This window comes from Janthinobacterium sp. BCJ23, assembly GCF_059617945.1.
On record NZ_JCAQAW010000005.1, the window covers coordinates 223,897 to 250,705 of the forward strand.

The window sequence follows — 26,809 nt, forward strand, 5'->3', positions numbered from 1 at the left end:
CCATACAGATGGCAAATGGATGCCACGTGGAGTTTATGGAGAGATATGGCCAAGCAAGACAGCAAGCCCAAAATTGGGGAATCCGAAAAAATCACGATCAACCTCGGCTTGATCGACCTGGGGCAGATCGATCTGCTGGTCCAGGAGGGATTTTATTCCAACCGCACGGATCTGATCCGTACGGCCATACGCAACCAGCTGGGTACGCACGCCGACGTGGTGAAACAAACCGTCGCCCGTAAAAGCCTGGTATTGGGCATGCAGCATTACTCGCGCGCCGACCTGGAGGCGATCCAGGCAGCCGGCCAGCGCCTGCAGATACAGGTGCTGGGACTGGCCAGCATCGCCAGCGACGTCTCCGTGGAACTGGCACTGGCCACCATCGAGTCGATTTTCGTATTAGGTGCCCTGCACGCCAGCACCGTCGTCAAGACGGCGCTCGCAGGGCGAATTCACTAGCGTATTGGTTCGCGGCGATGACCCGGCCGATGCGCTGCACCGTTAAGGATGGTCATGAAACTACCTCTCAACATGCTGGCGCAGATGCGCGCCGCAACCCGCAACCTGATGGGCAGCGGTCCCGCCGCCGCCACCGAAGCGATCCAGCAAGCGCTGTCCGCCGCCGGCCTGGCGCCGCAGGCTGCCACCACGCAAACGCCGCCACCGCAGCCGATGCGCGACATTAATCCACCACCTGCGCCGCCACCTGCGCAAGCCCGAGCCGAGCAGCCGCAAGCCGCCGCCGCACCAGAAACGCCTGCCGCCCCTCCCACGCCCGCACAGGCGGCGCAGGACTTCGCGCAGGATTTCATGTCGCGCCTGGGCGTGCCGGCCGGCCTGGGCCAGCACAGCTTCGACATGCCCAGCTTCGAACTGCCGAATTTCCACCCGCCCGGTTTCAACGCGCCGGCCGTCACGCCAGCGGAGATACCCGCTGGCGCGCAGTTCATCGATGGCGTGTACCGCAACCATGCGGGCACGCGCTCGTACAAACTGTATATCCCCAGCAGCTATCACGGCCAGGCCATGCCGCTGATCGTGATGCTGCACGGCTGCACGCAAAATCCCGACGACTTCGCGGCCGGCACGCAGATGAATGCGCTGGCCGAAGAGAAGGAATGCTTTGTCGTCTATCCGGCGCAGACGCAGGGCGCCAACAGTTCGCGCTGCTGGAACTGGTTCAACGCCATCGACCAGCAGCGCGACCAGGGCGAACCGTCGCTGATCGCCGGCATCGCGCAGCAAGTGATCGACGAATACCCGGTCAATGAACGTGAAGTGTTCGTTGCCGGCCTGTCGGCGGGCGGCGCCATGGCCGTCATCGTCGGCACCTTGTACCCGGATTTGTTTGCCGCCGTCGGCGTGCATTCGGGCTTGCCCTTCGCTTCGGCGCAGGACTTGCCGTCGGCGCTGGCAGCCATGAAGGGCGGCGCCATGCCCAATGCCCAGCGCAAGGCGCCTGCCGGCGGCGTGCCCATCATCGTCTTCCACGGCGACCGCGACACCACCGTCAACCCGCGCAATGGCGATGAACTGATCGCCCAGGGCGTGCGCAGCCAGGCGGGCGGCAAGGCGGCCAAAGCCGCTTCCATCGACGGCAGCGTGCCGAATGGCCACCGCTACACGCGCACCACGCACAGCCAGGCCAACGGTTCGCCGCTGGGCGAACACTGGGTCATCCACGGCGCCGGCCATGCGTGGTCGGGCGGCAGCGATAACGGCAGCTATACGGATGGAAAAGGGCCGGACGCCAGCCGCGAGATGCTGCGCTTCTTCAAGACCGTCATCTGATGTTGGCGGTGTAGGGCGCGATCTGCCGCTGCTTGTCGGCGATCTCGCATACACCGTCGGCATAGCGGTGGGAGATGGCGATGAACTGGTCCTGGATCTGCAAAAAGGCGTCGACGATCTCGGCGTCGAAATGCGAACCGCGTCCTTCGACGATGATCCGCACGGCCTGCGCGTGGTCCATGCCCTGCTTGTAGATACGCCGGCTGATCAGGGCGTCGTACACGTCGGCCAGCGCCATCAGGCGCGCCGAAATCGGGATGTCTTCGCCAGCCAGCCCTTGCGGGTAGCCGCTGCCATCCCATTTCTCGTGGTGGCTGTAGGCGATCTCTTTCGCGTACTTGAGGAAATCGACTTCGATGCCAAGCTCGTGCTCGGCCGCCAGGATGGCGTCGCGCCCTAGGGTGGTATGCGTCTTCATGATGGCCATTTCGTGCGGCTCGAAACGTCCCGGCTTGAGCAGGATATGGTCGGGGATGCCCACCTTGCCGATGTCGTGCAGCGGCGCCGTCTTGAACAGCAGTTCAATATTCTTGTCCGTCAAAAAATCGCGGAAACGCGGCAAGCCGCGCACTTTTTCGGCCAGCGCTTTCAGGTAGTGCGAGGTGCGGCGGATATGGTTGCCCGTCTCGCTGTCGCGCGTCTCGGCCAGCGAGGCCATGGCGTGGATGGTGACATCCTGCAGCGCCGCCACTTCCTGCACGCGGCGCTCCACTTCCGTTTCCAGGTACTGGTTCTGGTCGCGCAAGAAATCCTGCATCTGCTTCATCGCCAGTTGCGTCCTGATGCGCGCCAGCACGATGGGCGCCGAGATCGGCTTGGTGATGTAGTCGACGGCGCCCAGGGCCAGGCCCAGCTGCTCGTCCGCCACTTCGCTCATGGCCGTGACGAAAATCACGGGGATGCCGGCCGTGGCGGGATCGGCCTTCAGCGCGCGGCACACATCGTAGCCGCTCATGCCCGGCATCATGATGTCGAGCAGGATCAGGTCGGGCTGGTCGCTGCCGGCGGCGATCTTCAGGGCGCGCTCGCCATTGACGGCGATCTTGGTGCGGTAGTCGTCTTCCAGCACCGCGCGCAACAGGTCGATATTGTCTGGCGTGTCGTCGACCACCAGGATGGTTGGCTTGCTTGCCGGCGCTCTCATGCCCGTCCTTCGTTCTGCATCATTATCCTTCTCACAGTGTCAGCTCCAGCGCATCGGCCACTTCGCCCAGCTGCGCCAGCGCACCTTCGAAATCGTATTGTCCCAGCATGCGCTTCAACTGGCGCGCGTGTTCCGCCTGCCCCGCCGCGACCAGCACGGGGCCGATGCCGTCGAGGTGCTTGACGGCCTGCGCATCGTCCTGCTGCAGCAGCTGCGACAGTTCGCGCAAGCCCGCTTCCAGGCGCGCCCGGTCCACCGGCGCCACGTGCGCCAACGCCGCGCCGCCCGCCTCGGCCGCATGGCCGCGCGACTGCATGGCCAGCACGATCTTCGGCACCAGCTCGTCGAGCGCCAGGGTGCAGGCAGCCAGCGCCTGCGGCAAGCCGTCGTGCGAGCCCAGGCTGAGCAAGTGCTCGACCCGCGCGGCGCTGTCGGCCAGGCCGCCGGCGCCGATATTGCCGGCCAGGCCCTTGAGGGTATGCGCTTCGCGGATGGCCGTTTCCAGCTGGTTGTTCTCGATGGCGGCAACGATGCGCTGCATGGCGTCGAACTGGGTTTCCACGAAGCGGTCCAGCAATTTTCGCATCAAAGCGGCATTGCCGCCCACGCGGCGCATGGCCTCCGCCATTTTCAGGCCCGCGATCACGGGCAGCTCCGCTTCCGGCTGCGCCACCACCGCCGCCATTTCCTGCGGCGTGGCCGGCGCGATCCAGCGCGCCAGGGTGCCGAACAGCTGCGCCACGTCGATCGGCTTGGCGATGAAATCGTTCATGCCGGCGTCCAGGCATTTTTCCTTGTCGCCCACCATGGCATTGGCCGTCATGGCGATCACGGGCAAGTTCGAATACCGGGGATCCTGGCGCAGCTTGCGCGTCGCCTGGTAGCCATCCATCACCGGCATCTGGCAATCCATCAGCACGCCGTCATAGGCGTTTTCCGCGATCTTCGCCAGCGCGATGGCGCCGTTGCCGGCGATGTCGACGCGGATGCCGGCGTCGTTCAGGATATGCTGCGCCACTTCCTGGTTCACTTCATTATCCTCGACCAGCAGCAGCCAGGCGCCGCGCAGGGCGCGCTCGTCGTCGCGGTAGCTGCTCTGGCGCTGCGTCTTGCGGCTCTGCCCCGTCACGCCGCCAAACACGAACGCAATCTGGTCGAGCAGGGTCGAGGCGCTGATCGGCTTGTTCAATACGCCGTCGAGCGGCAAGTCGCGCTGGCGCGCCGCCTCGAGCAGCGCTTCGCGATGGAAGGCCGTGACCATGATGCAGGCCGGTGTCGCATCGATGCCGGCGGCATCGGCGCGGATGCCGGCCAGGGTATCGAGGCCGTTCATGCCCGGCATTTTCCAGTCCATCAGCACCAGCCCGTACGGCCGCCCCTCGGCGCGCGCCTGCGCCACGGCGCCGATGGCCAGCGCGCCGCCAAGCACGGCACGCGCCTCGAAGCCCAGCGCCGTCAGCATGCTGACGAAGATTTCACGCGCGCTGGGGTTGTCGTCAACCACCAGCACGCGCAGGCCGTGGAATTGCTGTGGCAGTAGCAAATTATCGCGCGGCACGGCGGCCAGGCCGAAGCGGGCCGTGAAGAAAAAGGTGCTGCCCACGCCCGCTTCGCTGACCAGGTCGATCTCGCCTTCCATCATTTCCACCAGGCGCTTGCTGATGGTCAGCCCCAGGCCCGTGCCGCCATGGTGGCGCGTGGTCGAGGTGTCGGCCTGCGTAAAAGCCTGGAACAATTTGCTGCGCTGGGGCGGCGTGAGGCCGATGCCCGTGTCGCGCACGTCCACGCGCAAGACAGCCGCATGTTCTTCCAGCTGCTGCAGGCGGATGGTGACGACGATCTCGCCCTTGTCCGTAAACTTGATCGCGTTGTTGGTCAGGTTGATCAGCACCTGGCCCAGGCGCAGCGGGTCGCCCTGCAAGGCGTTCGGCACGTCGGGGGCGACATCGAACAGCAGTTCGAGCCCCTTGTCCTGCGCCCGCATCACGGACAGGTCGGCGATCTGCGCCAGCACGTCCTCGAGGAAGAAATCGACTTTTTCAAAGGCCATCTTGCCCGCCTCGATCTTCGAGAAATCGAGGATGTCGTCGATGATGGCCAGCAGGTTCTTCGACGCTGACTCCACCTTTTCCAGGTAGTTGCGCTGGGTCGACGTCAGTTCCGTCTGCAGCGCCAGGTGGGTCATGCCGATGATGCCGTTCATCGGCGTGCGGATTTCGTGCGACATATTGGCGAGGAAGTCCGACTTCATCTTGGTCGCATCCTCGGCCACTTCGACGGCGTGGCGCAGGTCCTGCTCGACGGCCAGGCTGGTGCTCATGTCTTTGAGCGCCTGCAGCAATTCGCCCGTCTCGTCGCGCGACGTCACTTCGATGACGGAACTGAGGTCGCCATTGGCCACGCGCGTGGCGATTGCCACCGCCTCGCCCAGCGGACGCGTGATCGAGCGCGCCGACCAGGCAAAGGCGAGACCCGTCAGCAGGGCCGCCAGGCCGATGCCGCCCATCAGCAGCAGCGAGGTGTCGATGTCGTTGCGTATCCGCGCCGCGCTGTCGCGGATCAGCTGCTGCTGCAAGTCGTCGAGCTGGCCCACGTACAGCAACACTTTTTCCAGCACCGGCAAGGTCTGCGTCTGCATGGCCTGCTCGGCGCGGGCATGCTCGCCGCGCTCGACCAGCTCGAACATCGCCTTGAGCGACACATAGTAGTCGGCGCGCGCCAGGTGCACCTGTTCCAGCAGGCGCCGTTCCTCGGGCCGCGCATCAAGGCCGTCAAGGATGCGCACCTGCTCGTCGATGCCTTGCTTGATCGCTTCCAGGCGCGCCTGGTTGGCTTGGCGCAGCGCCAGCTCGTGCTGATTCGGCAGGTTGCCGATGCGCGTGGCCGCTTCGCGCGCCAACCCGTGGATCTTGCTGGTGGCCTTGGCGGCGACCCAGTCGCGCTGCAGGATATCGTCGGTCTCGGCGCGGATGGCATAGATGCGGCTGCCAGACAGGACGATGACGACCAGCATCAGCACGATCAACATGGCATAACCGGCATTGATGCGCACGCCGATACTGATATCCCTGAAGCGCATAACTTTCCTATAAGAAATTCTTGAAAGTCGAAGTCTGAGCGTATTCCCCTACAAAATGCAAGGTCTTTTGCAAAGGAAAAAGTATGCCGATGCGCTTATTTGGCCGCTGTCGGGACTTTTGCAGGCGGCGTCAGGGTGGCGATATGGGCTTGCAGGCAGGCGGGGCACCAGCATCCCGCAGCGCTGCCGGGCACGGGAACGGCCGGCGGCAGGGAGACGCACCAGCAGGGCTCTTTGGCGTCCGGGTCAAGCTGGCCGCACTGGAAGGCGGCGCCGCACAGGCTGCACTGGCTCATGGCTGTGTGTGAATTGGCAAGTGTGTGTCATGCCGCGCCGGGATGGGACGCAGATGTAACGGGCAGTAAAAGGGCTGGCTGGGGGACATATCGGGCCAGACTATAGGATCATCAGGGAAAATACAACAAGATCGCCCTATAATGCCTCCAAGATTTTCTTCTTCCCTGTAAAATCGCACAAATCTATTTTCCGGACTCGCCATGAATCAACTAGCTAACTTGAACCTGGACATGAATGACGACTTGACGGCGGTGTCGCCGCAAATCAAGGCGCAGATTCTGGCCGAGGCCCTCCCCTACATCCGCAATTTCCACGGCAAGACCATCGTCATCAAATACGGTGGCAATGCCATGACGGACGAACGCCTGAAGCACGGCTTCGCGCGCGACGTCATCCTGCTCAAGCTGGTCGGCATGAACCCGGTCGTGGTGCACGGCGGCGGACCGCAGATCGACAACGCGCTGAAAAAAATCGGCAAGCAAGGCACTTTCGTGCAAGGCATGCGCATCACCGATGAAGAAACCATGGAAGTGGTGGAGTGGGTGCTGGGCGGCGAAGTGCAGCAGGATATCGTCATGCTGATCAACCATTACGGCGGCCAGGCCGTGGGCCTGACGGGCAAGGATGGCGGCTTGATCCGCGCGCGCAAGATGCAGATGCCGGACCGCGAACATCCGGGCGAATTCCTCGACATCGGCTTCGTCGGCGAGATCGACGCGATCAACCCGGCCGTCGTCAAGGCGCTGCAGGACGACGCCTTCATTCCCATCATCTCGCCGATCGGTTTCGGTCAGGATGGCCAAGCCTACAACATCAACGCCGATGTCGTGGCGGGCAAGATCGCGGAAATCCTGAAAGCGGAAAAGCTGATCATGATGACCAACATCGCCGGCGTCCAGGACAAGCAGGGCAACCTGGTGACCGACCTCTCCGCGCGCGAAATCGACGAGATGTTCGCCGATGGCACGATCTCGGGCGGCATGCTGCCGAAGATCTCGTCCGCGCTCGACGCCGCCAAGTCCGGCGTGAACACGGTGCACATCATCGATGGCCGCATCGAACACTCATTATTGCTGGAAGTGTTGACCGAGCAGGCTTTTGGTACTATGATCCGTTCGCACTAAAAAATAATTCGGCGCAATTCACCCAGCGCCGATTTTTTATGCCCTTGTAGCTCAGTGGTAGAGCACTCCCTTGGTAAGGGAGAGGCCACGTGTTCGATCCACGTCAAGGGCACCAGTATCCTTTCCCCGCAGCTGAAAAAATGTCCATGACGGCGTTGTCCTTCCTCTCCGTACATTCGTACTGTCTTCGTCAGTCCGCCTTGCCCTGAACACTTTTCCATCTGCTCTGCTATCTGTCGCCCGCATCTCCTCCGCGTTTCAATACACCCGCTCGACCTTCAAGCCCTTCTGACGCAATAACTCCGGCACGCTTTTCGTTCCGACCAGATGCAGCACGCCGATGGCGGCCAGGCTGGACTTTTCGCGCGCAAGCAACTTGGCGATGCCGTCGGCCAGGGCGGGGTTGCGGCCGTCCAGCAACACCTTTTGCACGAACTGCGCGGCGAACGAGGGGTCTGTTGCCGCTTTGGCGGCCAGCTTGTCGAAGGCGGCCGCGTCGGCGTTGCGCCACGCATCGGCGATCTCGCGCGCTTCCTGGCTTTGTTCCTGGTCTTCGATCGACGCCACACCGTCTTCGAGGAAGCGGCACTGGTCGAGGGGCGACATGGCGCCGAACAGCGCCATCTGGCCTTCCATCGATTCGAGTTCCACCACGGGGATCTTGCGCGCCTTGGCTTGCTGCGACAGGTAATTATCGACGGCCAGGTCGGAGCGGTAGCCAAGCGTGGAAAATTCGCCGATGGCCAGCACGCTGGCCAGCATCCAGGGCTTCATCGGCGCCACCGCTTCGGGCGCGATGCCGTATTTTTGCAACAGCGGCGCCAGACGCGGGGCCAGGGTCTGGCGGCAGTCAGAAGGCACTTTGCTGCCCGGCGCCTCCATGCCGTATTTGAGCACGGCGCTGACGGCCTTGCGCGGATCGGCGCCGGGATCGATCTCTAGCGCCAACGCGCCGGCGCCGTTCAATGCCTGCGTCACGGTCGGCTCGAGTGGGTAAAAATCGGGCGCGCCGACGTGGATGGTACCGAACAGATACAGGGTGTGGCTGGCATCCTGCACCTTGAACAGCGCGCCCCGGTTTTGCGCCACTGGTGGTGCTTCGGCCAAGGCCGACTGCAACGGCAGCAAGAATAATCCGCAAAACATCACTATAATCTGGCGTCGCATGGTTTTCCTGATTGTTGAATTTTTCATCTTCTCTCGCTAGCAAAGACTCCTGTGCCTGTGTCCCATCTTAACCGCTCGTCGCCGGTCTGGCTGTTTGACCTCGACAACACGCTGCACAATGCCTCGCACGCCATCTTTCCCACCATCACGGCCAATATGAACACGTATATTGCCCGCGTACTGGGCGATGGCGTGACGCCGGCCGACGACGCCATCGTCAATGCGGCGCGCGCGGCCTACTGGCGCCGCTATGGCGCCACCTTGCTGGGCATGGTCAAGCACCACCAGGTGCAGGCCGCGCATTTTCTGCACGAGACGCATGCGTTCGACGATTTGCGCGCGATGATACGCGCCGAGCGTGGGCTGGGGGCTTTACTCAAACGCCTGCCTGGCCGTAAAATTTTACTCACCAACGCGCCGCTGCGCTATTCAAGCGACGTGATGCGCCACCTGGGCTTGCGCCGGCACTTTTCACACCACGTCGCCATCGAGGCAATGCATGTGCACCGCCAGCTGCGGCCCAAGCCATCGACCCTGATGCTGCGCAAACTGATGCGCAAGCACCACATCCGCCCCGGCCGCTGCATCCTGGTGGAAGATACGCTGGCCAATCTGAAGGGTGCGAAAAAACTGGGCCTGCGCACGGCCTGGATCACGCAATACCTGAAAATGGCCGATCCGATCGGCGTGGCGAAGTTGCCCAAGGCGTTAAATCGCCCCGCTTACGTCGATGTCAAAGTAAAATCTGTCCGGCATTTGGCACGCCGCCTTCACCGTCTGCGTTGAAGGGGATTCCTGGGCTTCCGGTTGACACTGGAAGCCGCACCGCTAGCGGCGGTGACGGACTTCCCCATCAAGGCAGCATTTTTTTTAACGACAAGAGAAAATATGGCAAGCACACCGCCGGGCCAACGCAGGCTACAAATTCTTCAGGCCCTCGCCGCAATGCTGGAGCAGCCGAAAGGCGAAAAGATCACCACCGCCGCACTGGCGGCCAGACTGACCGTATCGGAAGCGGCCCTGTACCGCCATTTCGCCAGCAAGGCGCAAATGTTCGAAGGGCTGATCGAATTCATCGAGTCGAGCGTCTTCGGCCTGATCAACCAGATCGCGGAAAAACACAGCGACGGCATGACGCAAACGCGCGACATCATCGGCATGCTGCTCAATTTCGCCATCAGCAATCCGGGCATGACGCGCGTGCTGATCGGCGATGCACTGGTCAATGAGGACGAGCGTCTGCAAGTGCGCATGAACCAGTTCTACGACCGCGTGGAACTGGCGCTCAAGCAGGCCTTGCGCGTGGCCGCCGCCGAAGGCCATGGCAAGGAAAACGAAGTAGCCGCGCGCGCCACGCTGATCGTCAGCTTCGTCATCGGGCGCTGGCACCGCTACGCCAAGAGCGGCTTCAAGATCAATCCATCCCAGGAAGCGGCGCTGCAAATCGCCATGCTGCTGGGGTAAGTCACCGCCGCGGCTGTCCCCATGCATACCGACTGCTTCGCCCTGCTCGACGACGCCAGCACCCCGGGCGCCGGTTCGCGCCTGTACACGGGCCTGGCGGCGGTCTTGCGGTGCAGCGATGGGGAACAGTGGCCGGCCCTGCTCGAAGGGCTGCAAGAGGCCTTGCAACGCGGCCAATACGCCGTCAGCGTGTGCAGCTACGAACTGGGCGCGCACTTGCTGGCCATGCCGCCGCGCGCGGCCGGCATCGACGCGCCGCCGCTGGCGCAAGTGCTCGTCTTTGAGCATTGCACGCAGCTGTCGCAGGACGAGGTGGCGCAGTGGCTGGACGCGCGCGTCGACGCGGACGCCGCGCCTGCCGGCGTGGCCGGTATACGCGCGAACGTGGATCAAGCCGAATTCACGCACGCACTGCACCGCATCCACGACTACATCGTGGCCGGCGACACCTACCAGGTCAACTATACCTATCGCTTGCGCTTCGACGCCTTCGGCTCGCCCCTGGCCCTGTATGCACGGCTGCGCGCGCGCCAGCCCGTGCCGTATGGCGCGCTGGTGATGCTGCCCGATGGCAGCGCCCTGCTGTCGCTGTCGCCGGAGCTGTTCGTGCGCCACGCACAAGGCGAGCTGACGGCGCGTCCCATGAAGGGCACGGCGCCGGCCGCCCCGCCTGAGCAAATGGAAGAAAACGCGCGCCGCGCCGCCGCCCTGGCCAACGACCCAAAAAACCGTGCGGAAAACCTGATGATCGTCGACCTGCTGCGCAACGACATCGGCCGCATCGCCGTCACGGGCTCCGTCAAGGTGCCTGCCCTGTTCGAGGTGACGCGCTACAGCAGCGTGCTGCAAATGACCTCTACCGTGCAGGCACGCCTGCGTGGCGATGCCAGCCTGGCCGATATCTTCCAGGCCTTGTATCCGTGCGGTTCGATCACGGGCGCGCCGAAACGCCGCACCATGGAAATCATCGCCGAACTGGAACCCGCGCCGCGTGGCATCTACACGGGCGCCATCGGCTGGTTCGATCCTCCAGCCGCCGGTGCTGTCCACGCGGTGGGCGACTTCTGCATGTCCGTGCCGATCCGCACCCTGGCCTTGCAGCCGGCGGGCCCTGATGGCATCCGGCGTGGCGAGATGGGCGTGGGCGCCGGCATCGTGCTCGACAGCGACCCGCACGAGGAATTTGCGGAGTGCCAGCTCAAGGCCCGCTTCCTCACGGGCCTCACGAACGACTTCGAACTGTTCGAAACCCTGCATGCGAGCCGTGCCGATGGCTGCCGCCAGCAGGAGCGCCACCTGGCGCGCCTGGCCGCCTCCTGCGCCTATTTCGGTTTTGCCTGGGATACCAACGCTGCCCGTGCCGCGCTGCAGGCGGCTTGCGCGGCAAGCCCCGACGATCTCCCCTTCCGGCTGCGCCTGGCGCTGCGCCAGGATGGCCAGTTGACGACGCGAAGCGGCGCGCTCAGCGCCTTGCCGGAGACGGTCAACGTCATGCTGGCGCCCGACACAACGACGGCCGGCGACCTGTTCCTGCGCCACAAGAGCAGCGTGCGCGCGCGCTACGACTCTGCCTGGCGCGCGGCCGAGGCGCAAGGCGGTTTCGACATGCTGTTCTTTAACGAGCGGGGCGAGCTGACGGAGGGCGGGCGCAGCAACGTCTTCATTAAGCTGGACGGCCGCTGGCACACGCCGCCCCTGTCCTGCGGTCTGCTACCCGGCGTGCAACGCGCGGCCATGCTGGCCGATCCCGCCTGGGACGCGCAGGAAACCATCATCACGCGCGCCATGCTGGCGCGGGCCGAAGCAATCATCGTGTGCAATGCGCTGCGCGGGGCGATGCCCGCGAAGCTGGTTACTTGATATCTACCTGCATCTCGTAACCGCCGTAGATCATCCGCTTGCCATCAAACGGCAATTTTTCCGGGTCCATCATCTCGGCCAGGCGCGGGTCTTTCATGACCTTGTCGTTGATTTCATCGCGCTTGGCGCGCGACTCATACACGATCCAGGAAAACACCACCACTTCGCCATCCTGCAAGTCCACCGCCTGCGGGAACGAGGTCAGCTTGCCCGGCTTGACATCGTCGCCTACGCATTCGCGAAATTCCAGCGCGCCGTACTCTCGCCAGACGGCGCCGCAACTGCGCGACATGGCCAGATAGTCATCGAGCTTGGCTTTCGGTACGGGTACGACAAATCCATCGACATACGCCATGATGTTCTCCTTTGTTGTGACAAACGCGAACAACCAGCTTAGGACAATGATGCCAAGAGGACAAGCGCGGCATTAAAAAAGCAGGCGTTCAAGCCTGCTTGTGTAACGGCAACTTACAGCGCCAGCGCTTTTTCCACCGCGCCCACGAGTTTCTTGTCGTCCGGCGTCACCTTGCTGGGGAAGCTTTCCACCACTTTACCGTGGCGGTCGATCAGGTATTTGTGGAAATTCCAGGCCGGGGTCTTGCCCGTCTGCTTGATCAGGTCCACGTACAGCGGATTCGGCGCAGGGCCGGAAACCACAGACTTCGAAAACATGGGGAACTTCACGCCATAGGTGTTGTAGCAGAAATCGGCGATTTCCTTGCTGTTACCGGGCTCCTGCTTGCCGAAATCGTTCGACGGGAAACCCAGCACCACCAGGCCCTTGCTGCCATACTTGGCGTACAGCGCCTCGAGCCCTTCGTATTGATTGGTAAAACCGCAATAGCTGGCCGTATTGACCACCAGCACGACCTTGCCCGCATACTGGCACAGGTTTTGCGGCGCTTCATCCTGCAGGCGGTTGAAGGTCTGCTTGAGAATGGCCGGGCAGGCGGCTGGCGCGGCAGCAGCTGGCGCGGTGTCGGCGGCATGGGCCGGCATGGCCAGGCTGACGCCGGCGGCAAGGGTGGTCAGTGCGAACAGCTGGGCAAGGGTCTTGGACATGAAGGGCACCATGGTTGAACGGAAAAAAACCATTCTATGTCAAACGCCGCGCGCGCGTACAAGACGGACAACAACAGCGATGGCTTGAGCGACATCAACGACGGTGCAGTACTTGCCCAGCGCACAGTTTTTTTACCTATGCTCGGCCTTCCTGTCCCTTTCCCTGCCTTGTGGAGCTGCCATGCCCTTCCCGCACCTGACCGCGCACCTGACCACACTAACCGCCGCCCTGCTGGCCGCCAGCCTGCTCATCCTGGCGCCAGCCAGCGCGCACGCTGCCACGACGACCAAAGCCGTCAAGCCCGCCGCGACCAAGGACGCCCCCGCCCTGCCCGCCTACCAGGCCGACCTGAGCCAGACCACGGTGTCCGGCCTGTCCTCGGGCGGCTTCATGGCGGCGCAGTTTGCCGTCGCCTACTCGGCCACGGTGGCGGGCGCCGGCATCATCGCGGGCGGCCCGTATTTCTGCTCGGGCCAGCCGGGCCGCTTCCCCTACATTCCCTACCTGACGAATGCCTTGAGCACCTGCATGAATCCCGGCAGCGCGCAGGTGGCGCCGCCTGTCGCCAGCGAATTGCTGCGCGCGGCGAACGATTTTGCGCGCGAGCGTCTCATCGACGACACGGCCAACCTGAAACGCCAGCGCGTATATCTGTTCAGCGGAACGAAAGACCAGACCGTGACGCGGCCGGTGGTGGAGCAGGTGGGGAAATTCTATCAACTGGCCGGTACGCCGGCGGCGCAGATCCGCTTCGTCGACACGCTAGGCGCGGGCCACGCCATCCTCACCGACAGCAACGCCGACAAGCCTTGCGCCGTGACGGAGTCGCCGTTCATCAACGACTGCGACTATGCGCAGGCGCGCGACATCCTGCAACACCTGTACCCGGACCTGCAGCCGTCGGCGACTGCCCTGACGGGCAAGCTGATCGCCTTCAACCAGCGCAGCTTCATCCAGAACGCGTACTCGAGCATGAACAATACGGGCTACGCCTACATCCCGAAAGCCTGCAACAGCGAGAGCTGCCGCGTGCACGTGGTGTTCCATGGCTGCCTGCAAACGACGCAGGCGATCGGCGACCGGTTCTATACCAGCACCGGCTACAACCAGGTGGCGGACGCCAACAAGATCATCGTGCTATATCCGCAGGCCGAACCGAGCCCCGTCTATCCGTACAACCCGAAGGGCTGCTGGGATTTCTGGGGCTACACCAGCATCAATCCGATCGACCCGGATTTCTACCGCAAGAGCGGCACGCAGATGGAAGCGGTCAAGGGCATGCTGGACCGGTTAGGATCGGCTCGCAACAGCCATCGATAACGGACGTCACGGATGCTTGAGAAAATCGTAGCGAGCGGCAACGATTTCTGGCTAAGAAGCGCAGCTGTACTTTAGTACAGCGAGCATCGCAGGCCGGAAAGCGCGCCGCGCAGTAGATTTAATCAAGCATTCTAGATACCGCCCATGCAGATGTACTTGATGACCAAGTAATCTTCAATACCGTAGGTCGACCCTTCACGCCCCAGGCCCGATTGCTTGACGCCGCCGAAGGGCGCGATCTCGTTCGAGATCAGGCCCGTGTTGACGCCAACCATGCCCGTTTCCAGGCCTTCGGCCACACGCCAGATGCGGCCGATGTCGCGCGAATAGAAGTAGGCGGCCAGGCCGAATTCCGTGTTGTTCGCCAGGGCGATCACTTCATCATCCGTCTTGAAGCGGAACAGGGGTGCCAGCGGGCCGAAGGTTTCCTCGGTGGCCACGCGCATGTCGTTTGTCACGTCGGCGATGATGGTCGGCTCGAAGAAGCCATTGCCCAGCGCATGACGCTTGCCGCCTGCCAGCAGGCGACCGCCCTTGCCCAGCGCGTCGGCCACGTGTTCTTCCACCTTGGCCACGGCCTTGGCGTCGATCAGCGGGCCTTGCGTGACACCGGCCTCGATGCCATTGCCCACCTTCAGCTTGGCCACTGCCGCCACCAGCTTTTCGGCAAACGCTTCATACACGCTGTCCTGCACGTACAGGCGGTTGGCGCAGACGCAGGTCTGGCCCGCGTTGCGGTATTTCGAAGCGATGGCGCCTTCCACTGCCGCATCCAGGTCGGCGTCGTCGAAGACGATGAACGGCGCATTGCCGCCCAGTTCCAGCGACAGTTTCTTGATCGTCGGCGCGCACTGCTCGGCCAGCAAGCGGCCCACCTGGGTCGAGCCCGTAAACGTCAGCTTGCGCACGATGGGGTTCGACGTCATTTCGCCGCCGATGTCTTTCGGCGCACCCGTGACGATGCTGAACACGCCCGCAGGCACGCCCGCGCGCTCGGCCAGCACGGCCAGCGCCAGCGCGGAAAACGGCGTCGCTTCCGCCGGTTTCAAGACCATCGGGCAGCCGGCGGCCAGGGCCGGACCGACCTTGCGCGTGATCATGGCGGCGGGGAAGTTCCATGGCGTGATGGCGGCGCACACGCCGATCGGCTCCTTGGTGACGACCAGGCGGCGGTCCGGCCATGGCGACTGCAGGGTGTCGCCCGCGACGCGCTTGCCTTCTTCCGCAAACCACTCGATGAACGAGGCGCCGAACTGCACTTCGCCCTTCGCTTCCGGCAGGGGCTTGCCCTGCTCGGTGGTCATGATCAGCGCCAGGTCGTCGGCGTTTTCCAGGATCAGGTCATGCCAGCGGCGCAGCACGGCCGCGCGTTCCTTGGCCGTCTTCTTGCGCCAGGCAGGCCAGGCGGCATTGGCCGCCTCGATGGCGCGGCGCGTCTCGGCTGCGCCCATCAGAGGCACCGTACCGATATGCTCGCCCGTGGCGGGATTGTTCACGTTAATCGTCTGGCCACCATCGGCATCGACCCAGGCTCCATTCACGTAAGCCTGGTGACGCAACAAGGTAGGATCTTTCAACTGCAGCATATGGATCTCCGGTCTGGTTTGAATTATCGACGAGGGATACTATGCCACAGCGCGGCCGATTTCGCAGGCGCGGCGCTGAATTGGCCTGACCTCTACTCGACCTTGAAGGACGACAGTTTCGGGTCCGGCGCCGGGTATTCCAGCTTCATGCCCTGCAGGGTTTCCAGCAGCAGGGACGCGACCACGAGATTGCGCTGCGTCTTGGAGTTCGATGGCACCACATACCACGGCGCGTGGTCGGCATCCGTCTCGCGGATCGCCGTTTCATAGGCGCGCTGGTAGGCATCCCACTTCTTGCGCTGGGCGATATCGTTGGGGTCGAACTTCCACTGGCGGTCGGGATCATCGAGCCGCTCCTGCAGCCGTCCCCGTTGCTCATCCTTCGAGATGTGCAGGAAGATTTTCAGGATGACGGTGCCCGTTTCGCTCAGCATGCGCTCGAAATCGCGGATCTGCGCGTAGCGGCGCTGGCATTCGGCCTTGTCGATCATGTCCTGCACGCGCGTGATCAGCACATCTTCGTAATGGCTGCGGTTGAAGATGGCGATCTCGCCCTTCACGGGCACGTGCTGGTGCACGCGCCACAGGTAATCGTGCGCCAGTTCGATATCGGTGGGGCCCTTGAACGCGATGGCGCGGATACCCATCGGGTTGATGTTGCTGAAGATGGCCTTGACCGTGCCATCCTTGCCCGACGTATCCATGCCCTGCAGGACCAGCAGCACCTTCTTTTTGTGCTGCGCGTACAGCATGCTCTGGCACTCGGCGATCTGCGCCGTCAGCGCCACGGTTTCCTCGCGGTCCATGGCCTTGCACTGGGCCGGCGTCAGCTTCTTGTTCGCCGCCTTGGTGGCGGCGCCCAGCAGGCGCTTGCCGGCGAAATCCTCGTTCAGCTCGAAGCCCTTGCCGGCGCGAAATTGCGTGCGCGCCTTCATGCCGCCACCGCCAGCTTGCGGTGCTCGATTTTTGTGCAGTGATCCATCACCACGTCCAGGCCCGCCGCCCGCGCCAGCTGCGCCGCCTGCTCGTTGACGATGTCGAGCTGCAGCCACAGACAGCCGGCCTTGACGGCGATGGCCTCCTCGGCGATGGGCAGGATATCTTCTGACTTGCGGAAGCAGTCGACGATGTCGATGCGCGCCGGTACGACGGCAGCGGCCGCCTCCGTCAGATTGGCGTAGGCGCGCTGGCCCAGCACGTCGCGCCCGGCCAGGGCCGGATTGACGGGCAAGACGCGGTAGCCATGGCGCAGCAGGTAGTCGGCCACTTCATGGCTGGCGCGTTCAGGCTTGTCGGACATGCCGACGATGGCGATGATGCGGCTGTCTTGCAGGATGCGGGCGATGTTGGACATATCTGGTCATAGTTGGGCGTGCGACATTGCCCGCCTAGCGTAGCAGATTCCCGTCCCGCCGGGAGCTAGCCAGAAGACTTAGCCGTGCGTATGAACGCCATCTTCGCCACGAAGGCCTGCGCGCGCGCCGTCACGGCCGCGTAATCGCCCGTGGCGCCAGGGCCACTGAGGCTGCTGCCGATGCCCACGGCCACGGCGCCGCTGGCAAACCATTCATGCAGGTTCTCCACCGTCACGCCGCCCGTCGGCATCAATGGCGCTTGCGGCAGAGGCGCGCGCAGGGCCTTGATGTAGGCGGGGCCGAACATCTCGGCGGGGAAGACCTTGACGATGTCGGCGCCCGCCTGCAAGGCCGTGACGATTTCCGTCGGCGTCATCGCGCCCGGCATGGACAGCACCTGGTAGCGCTGGCATAGCGCGATGGTGTCCACGTTGACGCTGGGCGAAATGATGAACTGGGCGCCGGCCAGGATGGCGGCGCGCGCCGTCTCCGTATCGAGTACGGTGCCCGCGCCCAGCAGCACGTCAGGGCCATGGCGTTCGCGCAAGGTGCGCAGCACGCCCAGGGTATCGGGCGTGGTGAACGCCACCTCCAGCGCCGTGATGCCGCCGGCGATGCACGCCTCGGCGATCTGCAGCGCCGCATCGGGCGTATCGGCGCGCACGATGCCGACCATGCCCCGTTCGAGGATGCCATTGAAAACCGTGTGTTTTTGCATATGCTCTCTCTCCTGTCAGGCCGGCAGGGCGCCAAAGCGCACTTCCGGCAAACCGCGCACGCCCACCTGGCGCGCATGAAACAATCCGCCGGCCAGCGGTTCGCCCGCCAGCTGGGCCGGGGTCAAGTTCTCCTGCGCCGTCGTGACGAACAATTCGTCGTAGCGCGGGCCGCCCAGGCTCACGCAGCTGGGCTGCGAGACGGGCAGGCTGACCTTGCGCTCGACGCTGCCGTCCGGTGCGAAGCGCAAGACCCTGCCGGCGCCCCACTGCGCGCTCCACAGGTAGTCATCCGCATCGATGGTGGCGCCATCGGCGGCGCCCGGTCCCGGGTCGAGCACGGCAAACACGCGCACCCGGCTCGCGTCGCCGCCCAGGTAATCGTCCCAGCGGTAGATCGCCCTCTTCATCGAGTCGCAGAAATACATGGCCGTGCCATCGACGCTGAAGCAGATGCTGTTCGAGATGGCGATCTGCGGCAGCGGCAGGCGCTCCAGGGTCAAGTCCAGGTTGAGGCGGTAAAAGCTACCGATGGCATCGCGGCACGGGCGTTCATCGAGCGTGCCGAAGACAAAGCGTCCCTGACGGTCGCAGCGGCCATCGTTCAGGCGCGTCATGGGCAAGTCGCCCTCCACCGTGTGCAAGCGCGTGACGGCACCGCTGCGCGCGTCAAACCACGCCAGCCCGGAGGCCAGTCCCAGCAACAGCACCTCGTCGCTGTCCGTCAGCGCGAAGCACGCCAGGCGCTCGGGCATGGCCCAGCTCTGGCGCTCGCCCGTGGCCAGCACCAGCGCATGCAGCTGGCAGCCTTCGATATTCGTCCAGAAAACGCGGCCGCTGCGTTCGCACCAGCGCACGCCCTCGCCCAGGAAGTTTTGCGCATCGACCAGTAATTGCGCCTGTGTTCCCATCATTTTTTTTCCTTTAACTCTGTATAACGCATGATAAAACTGTCGCGAGCGGAAGTCAGTTGTGGCCGAGACGCGCAACTGTGCTTGAGCACAGTGAGCATCGAGGCCGCAAATGACGACGCGCAGCAGGTTTGATCGTGCGTTATCAATGAGACTCGCGCGGAACTGCGGAACCCCGGCAGCCGACGAGGAAGTCCAGATCCGCGCCTTCGTCGGCCTGCGTCACGTGCTTGATATACATCGACTGATAACCGCCCTTCATGGCCGGCGGCGGCGCGCTCCACTCGGCGCGCCGCCGCGCCAGCTCCGCTTCGTCGACGTCCAGGTGCAAACGGCGTCCCGCCACGTCCAGTTCGATCATGTCGCCATCGCGCACCAGGGCCAGCGGCCCGCCCACGGCCGCTTCCGGCGCCACGTGCAGCACCACCGTGCCGTAGGCCGTGCCGCTCATGCGCGCGTCCGAGATGCGCACCATGTCGCGCACGCCCTGCTCCAGCAGTTTTTTCGGCAGTCCCATATTGCCCACTTCGGCCATGCCCGGATAGCCCTGCGGGCCGCAATTTTGCAGCACCATCACGCAGCTGGCATCGATATCGAGCGCGGGATCGTCGACGCGCTTTTTGTAGTGCTCGATGCTGTTGAAGACGACGGCGCGGCCACGGTGCTGCATCAGCTCGGGCGAGGCGGCGGATGGCTTGATGACGGCGCCGCGCGGGGCCAGGTTGCCATGCAGGACGGCGATGCCGCCTTCGTCCTTGAATGGCTGCGCCAGCGGCGTGATCACCTCGGGATTGAAATTTTCCGCTTCGGCCACGTTGACGGCCATGGTGGCGCCCGTGACGGTGAGCGCCTCGCCATGCAATTTGCCCAGCAGGTCGCGGATGATCACGGGCAGGCCGCCCGCGTAGTAAAAATCTTCCATCAGGTACTGGCCCGACGGCATCAGGTTCAGCAGGCAGGGAATGTCGCGGCCCAGGCGGTCCCAGTCGCCCAGGCGCATGTCCACGCCGATGCGCCCGGCAATGGCCAGCAAATGGATCACGGCATTGGTCGAGCCGCCGATGGCGCCGTTGACCATGATGGCGTTTTCAAACGCTTCGCGCGTGAGGATCTGCGACAGTTTCAGGTCTTCATGCACCATGTCGACGATGCGCCGGCCCGTCAGCTGCGCCTGCAGCTTGCGGCGCGCATCGACGGCGGGAATGGCCGCGTTGCCGGGCAGGGTCACGCCCAGCGCTTCGACCATGCTGGCCATGGTCGATGCCGTGCCCATGGTCATGCAGTGGCCGGCGGAACGCGACATGCACGATTCGGCCTGCTTGAATTCCGCCGAGGTCATGCGTCCGGCGCGCACATCCTCGGAAAACTTCCACACGTCCGTGCCCGAACCGATCGGCTTGCCGCGGTAGTTGCCGTTCAACATGGGGCCGCCCGACAGCACGATGGTGGGCAAATCCACGCTGGCCGCGCCCATCAGCAGGGCCGGAGTGGTCTTGTCGCAGCCCGTCAGCAGCACCACGCCGTCGATCGGGTTGGCGCGGATCGATTCCTCGACATCCATGCTGGCCAGGTTACGGAACAGCATGGCCGTCGGGCGCAGATTCGTCTCGCCCAGCGACATGACGGGAAATTCGACGGGGAAGCCGCCCGCCTCAAGCACGCCGCGCTTGACCATCTCGGCCAGGTCGCGGAAGTGGCCATTGCAGGGCGTCAGCTCGGACCAGGTATTGCAGATGCCGATGACGGGACGGCCATCGAAGGCGTCGCTCGGATAGCCCTGGTTCTTCATCCAGCTGCGGTGAATAAAACTGTCCTTGTCGTCGCCACCAAACCACGATTGCGAACGCAAGGGGCGCTTGTTCTTGTTGCTGCTCATACTGTCTCCTGCGGGGAAATCAAGCCGCGCGCGGCGGCGATCAGCAGCGCACCGTGACCGGCCAGATTAGCTTGCTGCTGGTCGTCGACGATGATGCGCTTGCCATAAAAAAATCCGTGTTCTTCGATCAGCAGCCCGAGCGCCTGGCGCAGCATGGGCTTGCCGGTAATGACGAGCGGCGTATCGGGCCGCATCTGGATGGCAGTGCTGTTGCGCAGCGCCAGCAGGTCGCCGCTGAGGACGGCGCCCATCAGGAAATTGGCCCGCTCATTGCATTCGATGGCGCTGAACTGGCCCAGGGTGCGCACGCTGAAGCAGGCGCGCGCCAGCCCCGTTTTTTGCGCCGCCGCCGCGCCGGCCAGCAGCATTTTCGGTACCAGAGTCTGCGCAAAACCGCCATCGACCGATTGCTTGATCAGGGTGTGCTGCGTGATCGCCTGCAGCAGTTCGCCCGCGATGGTGGTGCTGCAGCCGAGGATGCGGCGCTGCTCGTCAACACTGATCAGCTTGGTATGCGAACCGGGCATGATCAGGGTCGCCGCGCCCCGCAATTGCAGGCGCTCGAGCAGCGCGACGACTTCCGTCTCTTCGCCGCGCATCATGTCCATCGCTTCGACGTTATGCAGGCCGACGGCGCCATGCTGGTTGCGCACGCCGGGAATCAGCCACAGGGGCTGGGGCAGCACGTCGGGCAAGTCCACCGCCTGCATGCCTTGCGCCAGCTGGGCCAGGCCGGCGGGCGCCGGCAAATGCGGCACTTCCCGCACACCCATGGGCGAGGTAATCATGCCCGAGGCCAGCGCCAGGTCCACGTCGGACGGCGCGATGCCGGCGCTGGCCAGCACGCTGGCGATGGTGTCGCGCAGCGCCTGTTTCAGCGCACCGTTATGGCCATCGATGGCGGTATTGCGCACGCCCGTTTCCAGCTGCGCCTGAGCGACGACGGCGCCTGCGCGCCACAGCAAGGTACGCGTATTGGTGGTGCCGGCATCGATGGTGAGTATGTTCATGGGCAGGTTCGCAGCGTCGGTCAGGACAAAAATGAATGAGGGAAAAACTACCTCATGGTAGAACTGCCCCGCATATCTGACCAATCACTTATTTGACATCATTGATACCGGTTCGGATATGTCAAACGCATCGATATCCTGCACGCCCAAACGGTAGGCAAGATTGAAGCGCCTGACCTGTCCCGGCTGCAATTGCACACCCTGCGCCAGCAGGGAAAAACAGCGCGCATCGGAATACAAATGGCAACTGTCCTGGGTGCTGGAAAAACGCAGGACCCGGCCGGAAGCGGGGTCGGCAACCCGCGCCGCCTCGCGCAGCTGGCCGCTGCCCGTCCAGTAAAAGTCATGCCGGAATCCCGGCAAGTGCACGAGCGCGGGCCAGGCTAGGCGCGAAGCGAGCGGCGCCGGCTGGCGGAAGTCGAAGGCGCTGCCCGCCACATCGAGCGGAGCGCTGCACGAATGCCCGCCGGGCCAGTAGCGGTCGGCGGCCAGGCGCAGCACATGGTCGCCCACGGCGGCGCGGCCGCCCTGCAGATTGAACAGGGGCGCGGCCAGCGCAAAACGGGAAACCGTCTCGGCCGTGGCGACGCAGTCGAGGTGCAGGCTGCCATCCTCGTCGAGCCGGTAGGCCAGGCGCACCGACAGGCCGTCATGCGCCAGGTGCAGCAGCAAGTGGCCGTCGTCCGGCGGCGCGCACTGCCAGGCCGTGGACGAGCGTGCCGCAAGGGGCGTGGCGCCCAGCACGTCGGCCAGGCGGCCATAGCGGTCGGGCGCCCACCAGGCCCGTACACTGGCATCGTGTGCATCGATGGCCACGCGCATGCCGCGTGCATTGCGCAGCAGATGCATCATGGCGCCTGCCCGGGGGCTGGCGGCGGCCGGCTGCGCTGCTGGAATTCGCGCGGCGTGCAACCGAGTTCGCGCTTGAAGACGGCATGCATGTACTGCACCGTGGTAAAGCCGCAACGCACGGCCACCTCGGCCACCTGCCCGGGTCCGCGCGCCAGCAGGGTCTTGGCCGCATCGAGCTTGAAATGCAGGATTTCATCGTGCACGCTGCGCCCCAGTTCGTGGCGGAAGTGCGCTTCGAGCGAGGAACGCGACACGCCTACGTAATCGGCCACCTGCTCCGTCTTGATGCCCTGGCAAGCGTACTGGCGGATGAAATGGCGTGCCTGCATCACCTGCGGGTGCTGGAAAGGCTGGTGGCGCGTGGAAGCGAGCACGTTCAGGCCGGCCGGCGGTACGAGGATGCGCGTGCCGGACAGGCGCGCGCCATTCAACATCTGGTGCAGCAGATGCGCGGCCGTGCGGCCCATTTCCTCCGTGCCCTGGATGACGGAACTCAATGGAATACGCGTGAGCATGCGCGCCAGCGGGTCGTTGTCGATGCCGATCAAAGCCACCTGCTCCGGCACGGCGATGCCCGCGTGCATGCACGCTTGCAGCAGCTGGCGCGCGCGTGCATCGCTGACGGCGATGATGCCGACGGGTTTTTCCAGGCTGTTGAGCCAGGCGATCTGCTGTTCCACCGCTTCGTCCCACGACGGTGCGCTGGTGGCGACACCCCGGTACACGTCGGCGCGCATGTGGTCGCGCTCCATCAAGGCGCAAAACGCCGTTTCGCGCTCCTGCGCCCAGCGGTTGACATCGGCCTCGGGCAGGCTGAAACAGGCAAAACGCGTCAGGCCCGCTTCCACCAGGTGTTCATAGGCCAGCTTGACGATCTTGAAATTATCGGTCGCCACGTACGGGATGCCGGCCGGGTAATCCTCGGCGCGCGCATACGAGCCGCCCACGGCCACCACGGGCAGGCGGCTGTGGGCCAGCGCTTCGCAGACGGCGGGATCGTCGAAATCGGCGATGATGCCGTCGCCCTGCCAGCGTTCGATGCCGGGCAGGCGGCAGCGAAAATCCTCTTCCAGGAACAGGTCCCACGACACGCGCGTCGTGTTCAGGTAGGCGGCGATGCCCGCGATGATATCGCGGTCGTAGATTTTATTCCCGTTAAACAGCAGCGCGATCCGGTGCGCGGTCGGCAATTTCATGCTGGTGTCTCCTCCATGTGGCAGCCAGGCCTTTCGGGGCCTCGAAAAACCGTAGCGAGCGGTCCAATATCGCCTTGAGTAGCGCAAGCGTACGGAGGTACGCTGAGCAACGCAGAGGCGATAGTGGGACGCGCAGTAGGTTTGTCGAGGTTCCCCGCTAGCGACGTCCGGCGCGCGTGCTAACATCGACCCACACGGCGAGGGTGAGGATACTGCCTTTCACGATCATCTGCCAGTAGGTGTCCACGTCCAGCATGGACATGCCGTTATCGAGGCTGGCCATCACCAGCGCGCCGATCAGGGCGCCGTACACGGTGCCCGAGCCGCCGCGCATCGAGGTGCCACCGATGAAGCAGGCGGCGATCGCGTCGAGTTCGCTGAAGGTGCCGGCCGATGGCGAACCTGCCGCCAGTCGGCCCGTATTGATCAGGCCAGCCAGCGCGCACATCAGGCCCATGATGCCGAAGATCCACAGCTTGACGGCTTTCACGTTGATGCCGGACAGGCGCGTCGCTTCCATATTGCTGCCGACGGCGTAGATGCGGCGGCCAAACACGGTCTGGCTCGTGATGTAGCTGAACAGTCCCAGCAAGGCCAGCAGCAACAGCACGGGCAGCGGGATGCCTTCATAGCCGTTCAGGGTTTGCACGAAGGCATACAGCACGGCGCCGATGACGGCCAGGCGCAAGCCGTCGGCCCAGGGCGCCGTCTGCGGCAAGCCATGCTGCGCGCGGCTGGCGCGCGCGCGCCACGTCAGGAAGGCGGCCAGCAGGAACAGGCCGATGCCCAGCACGATGCCGGGCACCGCAGGCAGGTAGCCCTGCCCCAGATAGACCATCGGCTCGGAGACGGGCGCGATCGTGATACCGCCCGTGATGCCCAGCAGGATGCCGCGGTACGCCAGCATGCCGCCCAGCCCGACGATGAAGGACGGGATGCCCCGGTACGCCGTCAGGTAGCCATTGAGCAAACCGATCACCAGGCCGCAGCCGAGTACGGCCGCCAGGTTCAAGGCCAGCGGCCAGTGCTGCGTGACGTCCAGCACGGCGGCGATGCCGCCGAGCAGCCCCAGCAGGGAGCCGATCGACAAATCGATCTCGCCGGCGATAATCACCAGCACCATGCCGCAGGCGAGGATGCCGGTGACGGACATCTGGCGCAGCAGGTTAGACAGGTTGCGCGGCGTGAGGAAACTGCCCTCCGTCTTCCACGAAAAGAAGGCCCAGATCAGCGCCACGGCGATCAGGAGGGCCAGCATTTTGTATTGGGTGAACAGCTGTTTGATACTGTGCGGTTTCATGCTGCGGGTTCCTTGTTTGCGGTGTTGGCGGCGGGCGCCGGGCGCTGGTCGAGCGCGGCCGCCAGCACGGTTTCCTGGCTCAGGCCATCGTTGATAAAGTCGCCGCGCAGGCGGCCTTCGCCCATCACCAGCACGCGGTCGGACACGCCCAGCACTTCGGCCAGTTCCGACGAGACCATGATGATGGCCACGCCCTGGTCGGCCAGCGCCAGCATCAATTTGTAGATTTCATATTTGGCGCCCACGTCGACGCCGCGCGTGGGCTCGTCGAGAATCAGCACGCGCGGGCGCGTCAGCAGCATCTTGGCCAGCACGGCCTTTTGCTGGTTGCCGCCCGACAGGCTCGTGATGGACAGCGACGGGCTGGCCGCCTTCAGTTCCAGCTTCGCGATCTCGCCGCGCACGGCCGTCAACTCCGCCTCGCCGTCGATGCGCGTGGCGCGCGTGAATTCCTCCAGCACGGCCAGGGTGATGTTCTGCCCCACGTCGAGGTCGGGCACGATGCCGTGGTGCTTGCGGTCTTCCGGCACCATGGCCAGGCCCATGGCGATGGCCTTTTGCGGCGAACGGGTATCGATCTTGCGGCCATCGAGCCACACTTCGGCCTGGCACGGCCCCTGGTAGGCGCCGAACAGGGCCGAGACGAGCTCCGTGCGCCCCGCTCCCACCAGGCCGGCGATGCCGAGGATCTCGCCCTTGCGCAGGGTGAACGACACATCGTCGACCCGCTTGCGCTGCGGGTTGTCGGCGTCGATGCAGGTCACGTGGCGCGCCTCGAACAGCACTTCGCCGATAGGTGCCGGCTGCGCACGCTGCGGATACAGCTGGCTCATTTCACGGCCCACCATTTGCGCGATGATGCTCTCGACGTTCATCTGCGCCATCGGCGTGGTGGCGATATGCTTGCCGTCGCGGATGACGACGATAGTGTCGCAGATGGCCGCCACTTCATCGAGCTTGTGCGAAATGTAGATGCAGGTGACGCCCTTGGCCTTCAGCGCGCGCAGGATATCGAGCAGCACGGCAATTTCCGATGCCGTCAGCGACGACGACGGCTCGTCGAGGATCAGCAAGCGCGCATTCTTGTTGAGCGCCTTGGCGATTTCCACCAGCTGCTGGTGGCCGCCGCCGTAATTCATCACGGGCTGCGCCACGTTCAGTTCGGGAATTTTCAGTTCGCGCAGCAGCTCGTCGGCGCGCTTGTACATGGCCGCGTAGTGCATGCGCCCGCCGGGCAGGGTCAGCTCGCGGCCCATGAAGATATTCTCGGCCACGGACAGCTGCGGCACCAGCATCAGCTCCTGGTGGATGATGATGATGCCCGCGTCTTCCGTGTCGCGGATCGATTGCGCGCGCAGGGGCTGGCCATCCCACAGGATCTCGCCATCCCAGGTGCCGTGCGGGTAGACGCCGGACAGCACCTTCATCAGGGTCGACTTGCCGGCGCCATTCTCGCCGCACAAGCCGATGCACTCGCCGGCCCGCACCTGCAGGTCGATGCCGTCAAGCGCGCGGACACCGCCAAACTGTTTGACGATGCCTTTCATTTCAAGCAGATAGTCGGACATGCTCACTCTCGTTGCGGATACGGGGGAAATGTCGGATTACGCGGCGCCCATGGCGCCGCTAATCCGACCTACGGTCGATGCGGACGGACGACACCACCACCGGCGTTTCCGGAGCCGGCGATTGTCGGAT

At 64.2% G+C, this 26,809-nt stretch carries 24 protein-coding genes and 1 tRNA gene; 8 read left to right on the plus strand and 17 right to left on the minus strand.

The features are described 5' to 3' along the window. Positions 1 to 45 precede the first annotated feature (45 nt). Positions 46 to 459, plus strand: a complete 414-nt coding sequence (locus AC54AG_RS17955) for a ribbon-helix-helix domain-containing protein (protein WP_034752801.1) — start codon at positions 46 to 48, stop codon at positions 457 to 459. A gap of 54 nt (positions 460 to 513) precedes the next feature. Further along, entirely contained in the window at positions 514 to 1,791 is a 1,278-nt protein-coding gene (locus AC54AG_RS17960) for an extracellular catalytic domain type 1 short-chain-length polyhydroxyalkanoate depolymerase (RefSeq protein ID WP_496631141.1), read from the plus strand. On the opposite strand, the gene AC54AG_RS17965 is transcribed toward AC54AG_RS17960, so the two are convergent. The 3 genes from AC54AG_RS17965 to AC54AG_RS17975 all read right to left on the minus strand — a co-directional run bounded on the left by AC54AG_RS17965 (position 1,784) and on the right by AC54AG_RS17975 (position 6,310). Further along, positions 1,784 to 2,935, minus strand: coding sequence for a response regulator (locus AC54AG_RS17965; RefSeq protein WP_496631142.1), 1,152 nt, complete (start codon positions 2,933 to 2,935; stop codon positions 1,784 to 1,786). The genes AC54AG_RS17960 and AC54AG_RS17965 overlap by 8 nt on opposite strands. Positions 2,936 to 2,966: 31 nt before the next feature. Beyond that, the gene (locus tag AC54AG_RS17970) at positions 2,967 to 6,014 is read right to left on the minus strand and encodes a response regulator (protein ID WP_496631144.1); all 3,048 of its coding nucleotides are present in this window, start codon (positions 6,012 to 6,014) and stop codon (positions 2,967 to 2,969) included. Positions 6,015 to 6,109: 95 nt separating this feature from the next. After that, complete coding sequence (locus tag AC54AG_RS17975) at positions 6,110 to 6,310, minus strand: cysteine-rich CWC family protein (protein WP_496631145.1); 201 nt, start codon at positions 6,308 to 6,310, stop codon at positions 6,110 to 6,112. A 231-nt stretch (positions 6,311 to 6,541) separates the two neighbouring features. On the opposite strand from AC54AG_RS17975, the gene argB reads away from it, so the two are divergent. Together argB and AC54AG_RS17985 are read left to right on the plus strand one after the other, a co-directional pair. Then, positions 6,542 to 7,435 (plus strand): acetylglutamate kinase, encoded by an 894-nt coding sequence (gene argB / locus AC54AG_RS17980; RefSeq protein WP_010393729.1) that lies wholly within the window; start codon positions 6,542 to 6,544, stop codon positions 7,433 to 7,435. Between the two features lie 40 nt (positions 7,436 to 7,475). After that, positions 7,476 to 7,550: transfer RNA gene (locus AC54AG_RS17985), tRNA-Thr, on the plus strand. Between the two features lie 143 nt (positions 7,551 to 7,693). Here AC54AG_RS17985 and AC54AG_RS17990 read toward each other — a convergent pair. After that, the gene (locus AC54AG_RS17990; protein WP_496631146.1) at positions 7,694 to 8,563 is read right to left on the minus strand and encodes a TraB/GumN family protein; all 870 of its coding nucleotides are present in this window, start codon (positions 8,561 to 8,563) and stop codon (positions 7,694 to 7,696) included. Positions 8,564 to 8,653: 90 nt separating this feature from the next. Here AC54AG_RS17990 and AC54AG_RS17995 point away from each other — a divergent pair, with 90 nt between their 5' ends. The 3 genes from AC54AG_RS17995 (at position 8,654) to pabB (ending at position 11,926) form a co-directional block, all read left to right on the plus strand. Beyond that, positions 8,654 to 9,388, plus strand: coding sequence for a pyrimidine 5'-nucleotidase (locus AC54AG_RS17995; RefSeq protein ID WP_082127501.1), 735 nt, complete (start codon positions 8,654 to 8,656; stop codon positions 9,386 to 9,388). A gap of 102 nt (positions 9,389 to 9,490) precedes the next feature. Next, positions 9,491 to 10,066, plus strand: a complete 576-nt coding sequence (gene slmA / locus AC54AG_RS18000) for a nucleoid occlusion factor SlmA (protein ID WP_496631147.1) — start codon at positions 9,491 to 9,493, stop codon at positions 10,064 to 10,066. A gap of 21 nt (positions 10,067 to 10,087) precedes the next feature. Then, positions 10,088 to 11,926: an aminodeoxychorismate synthase component I gene (gene pabB, locus AC54AG_RS18005; protein WP_496631149.1), complete on the plus strand. Its 1,839-nt coding sequence runs from the start codon at positions 10,088 to 10,090 to the stop codon at positions 11,924 to 11,926. Here the strand turns inward: pabB and AC54AG_RS18010 are convergent. Both AC54AG_RS18010 and AC54AG_RS18015 read right to left on the minus strand, forming a co-directional pair. Continuing rightward, positions 11,919 to 12,281: a DUF1428 domain-containing protein gene (locus AC54AG_RS18010; RefSeq protein ID WP_496631150.1), complete on the minus strand. Its 363-nt coding sequence runs from the start codon at positions 12,279 to 12,281 to the stop codon at positions 11,919 to 11,921. The two genes, pabB and AC54AG_RS18010, sit on opposite strands and share 8 nt — an antisense overlap. 113 nt (positions 12,282 to 12,394) lie before the next feature. Next, a complete protein-coding gene (locus AC54AG_RS18015) occupies positions 12,395 to 12,988 on the minus strand; it encodes a glutathione peroxidase (RefSeq protein WP_496631151.1) in 594 nt (197 codons plus the stop codon). A 181-nt stretch (positions 12,989 to 13,169) separates the two neighbouring features. Between AC54AG_RS18015 and AC54AG_RS18020 the strand changes: the two genes are divergently transcribed. After that, a complete protein-coding gene (locus tag AC54AG_RS18020) occupies positions 13,170 to 14,309 on the plus strand; it encodes an extracellular catalytic domain type 2 short-chain-length polyhydroxyalkanoate depolymerase (protein WP_496631153.1) in 1,140 nt (379 codons plus the stop codon). A 131-nt stretch (positions 14,310 to 14,440) separates the two neighbouring features. Here the strand turns inward: AC54AG_RS18020 and gabD are convergent, their stop codons facing one another. The 11 genes from gabD to xylG form a co-directional block, all read right to left on the minus strand. Further along, positions 14,441 to 15,895: an NADP-dependent succinate-semialdehyde dehydrogenase gene (gene gabD / locus AC54AG_RS18025; protein WP_496631155.1), complete on the minus strand. Its 1,455-nt coding sequence runs from the start codon at positions 15,893 to 15,895 to the stop codon at positions 14,441 to 14,443. Between the two features lie 92 nt (positions 15,896 to 15,987). After that, on the minus strand, positions 15,988 to 16,830 hold the full coding sequence (locus tag AC54AG_RS18030) for a PPK2 family polyphosphate kinase (RefSeq protein WP_070303250.1): 843 nt from the start codon (positions 16,828 to 16,830) through the stop codon (positions 15,988 to 15,990). Continuing rightward, entirely contained in the window at positions 16,827 to 17,249 is a 423-nt protein-coding gene (locus AC54AG_RS18035; RefSeq protein WP_496631156.1) for a CoA-binding protein, read from the minus strand. Before AC54AG_RS18035 ends, AC54AG_RS18030 begins: the two co-directional genes overlap by 4 nt. 65 nt (positions 17,250 to 17,314) lie before the next feature. After that, positions 17,315 to 17,968 (minus strand): bifunctional 2-keto-4-hydroxyglutarate aldolase/2-keto-3-deoxy-6-phosphogluconate aldolase, encoded by a 654-nt coding sequence (locus AC54AG_RS18040; protein WP_496631158.1) that lies wholly within the window; start codon positions 17,966 to 17,968, stop codon positions 17,315 to 17,317. A gap of 15 nt (positions 17,969 to 17,983) precedes the next feature. After that, positions 17,984 to 18,880: an SMP-30/gluconolactonase/LRE family protein gene (locus tag AC54AG_RS18045; RefSeq protein ID WP_496631160.1), complete on the minus strand. Its 897-nt coding sequence runs from the start codon at positions 18,878 to 18,880 to the stop codon at positions 17,984 to 17,986. Between the two features lie 142 nt (positions 18,881 to 19,022). Beyond that, positions 19,023 to 20,753: an L-arabinonate dehydratase gene (araD, locus tag AC54AG_RS18050; protein ID WP_058049351.1), complete on the minus strand. Its 1,731-nt coding sequence runs from the start codon at positions 20,751 to 20,753 to the stop codon at positions 19,023 to 19,025. Further along, positions 20,750 to 21,763 carry a 2-dehydro-3-deoxygalactonokinase gene (locus AC54AG_RS18055; RefSeq protein WP_072455984.1) on the minus strand — a complete coding sequence of 338 codons (1,014 nt, stop codon included), beginning with the start codon at positions 21,761 to 21,763 and terminating at the stop codon, positions 20,750 to 20,752. Before AC54AG_RS18055 ends, araD begins: the two co-directional genes overlap by 4 nt. An 84-nt stretch (positions 21,764 to 21,847) precedes the next feature. Next, positions 21,848 to 22,615: an aldose epimerase family protein gene (locus AC54AG_RS18060; protein ID WP_456129594.1), complete on the minus strand. Its 768-nt coding sequence runs from the start codon at positions 22,613 to 22,615 to the stop codon at positions 21,848 to 21,850. Next, positions 22,612 to 23,811, minus strand: a complete 1,200-nt coding sequence (locus tag AC54AG_RS18065; protein ID WP_436482191.1) for a XylR family transcriptional regulator — start codon at positions 23,809 to 23,811, stop codon at positions 22,612 to 22,614. Before AC54AG_RS18065 ends, AC54AG_RS18060 begins: the two co-directional genes overlap by 4 nt. A gap of 157 nt (positions 23,812 to 23,968) precedes the next feature. After that, complete coding sequence (locus tag AC54AG_RS18070) at positions 23,969 to 25,111, minus strand: sugar ABC transporter permease (protein ID WP_034783811.1); 1,143 nt, start codon at positions 25,109 to 25,111, stop codon at positions 23,969 to 23,971. Continuing rightward, positions 25,108 to 26,679 (minus strand): D-xylose ABC transporter ATP-binding protein, encoded by a 1,572-nt coding sequence (gene xylG, locus AC54AG_RS18075; RefSeq protein WP_319992014.1) that lies wholly within the window; start codon positions 26,677 to 26,679, stop codon positions 25,108 to 25,110. Before xylG ends, AC54AG_RS18070 begins: the two co-directional genes overlap by 4 nt. Positions 26,680 to 26,809: the final 130 nt, after the last annotated feature.